This is a genomic window from Ferroplasma sp. Type II (genome assembly GCF_000496155.1).
This window is the reverse complement of the sequence record NZ_KI542724.1, coordinates 1-1,100: the sequence shown is the minus strand read 5'-3', so window position 1 is coordinate 1,100 and position 1,100 is coordinate 1. Positions and strand designations below refer to the sequence as shown.

Genomic DNA, 1,100 nt, shown 5'->3' with positions numbered 1-1,100 from the left:
GTACGCTTTAATCCCATATTCTGCTAGAGGTTTCCCTGTGATTATTTAGCTTGTTTTCTCATTCGGTTCATCTTTTCTTTTGATAAAATTGCCCGTTTTTTTTATTTCTTGTGAGAGATACACGGAAAGAATTACGGCACCTAGAACAAGTGCTCCATTAATTTTCCATAGTATTTGTAGAGGCAATATATTAATAAGGGACGTCATAAATATCATTATACAGACTCTCACCATATTTGAGATAAGGGAAATACCAGCAAAAAATTTTCCTGAACTTTCATGAGGTATTCTTTCCATCACAAATGTGTTTCTTAGCATCCTGGTAGATGGATTTCCCAGTCCAAAGAATAAAGGCTGGACTATCATAAAAAATGAAAGTGAATTATACATAGCGATTAATATGTTCCCAGTGGCAAATAATACCATAAATACCCAAATCAGGGCAGGAGACAGCCATCTTTCCATGAACCTTGGAATTATTAACCCAGAAATAATAGCAAAAATGGAGTAAAGGAACTCCACAATCGCTAAATCTCCAGCATTTCCTCCGATCTCATAGATATATACAGGAGATAGATAATTTGACACCATTAAACAGACAAATGTAAAATTGAGAGTTACAATGAATAGTGTGATTTTGATATTTGACTTAAGAAAGCGAAATGTTTCCAGATAACCGCCAACTAAAATTTTTGGTTTTAAACTCCGTTCTGTAGGAACTTTCATTTTCTGTTCATGAATTCTGGAAAGGAGTACTAGTGATACTATTGAGATAAATATTGCAAATACAATTGCCCCGAAAAACCCAACATATATAATTATTGGAACGGCCATAATAGATCCGATCATGCTGGGCAGTTGGCTTGTTATTTCAGCAACACCATTGTTTTTTCCCATAAGGCTAATTCTAGAGATGGATTGCTGAAGTGCCCTCTGTGTTGAATATACCAATGAAGTGATGGTATCACCTCCAATCAGCAGGATAGATAAAACTGCTAAATTTCCTGTGCCGTATAATGACGCCATAAGTGAGGAAAAAGAAAGGAGTACTATTGTAGCAAATATACAGAATTTCAGCACAGGGGATCCTCAGAGTCGAC

General features: G+C 35.8%; 1 protein-coding gene. It reads right to left on the bottom strand.

Translation table 11 applies throughout. From position 1 onward, the window contains the following. Positions 1-45: 45 nt before the first annotated feature. Positions 46-1,080: an MFS transporter gene (locus AMDU4_RS07255; protein WP_021787331.1), complete on the bottom strand. Its 1,035-nt coding sequence runs from the start codon at positions 1,078-1,080 to the stop codon at positions 46-48. Positions 1,081-1,100 lie beyond the last annotated feature (20 nt).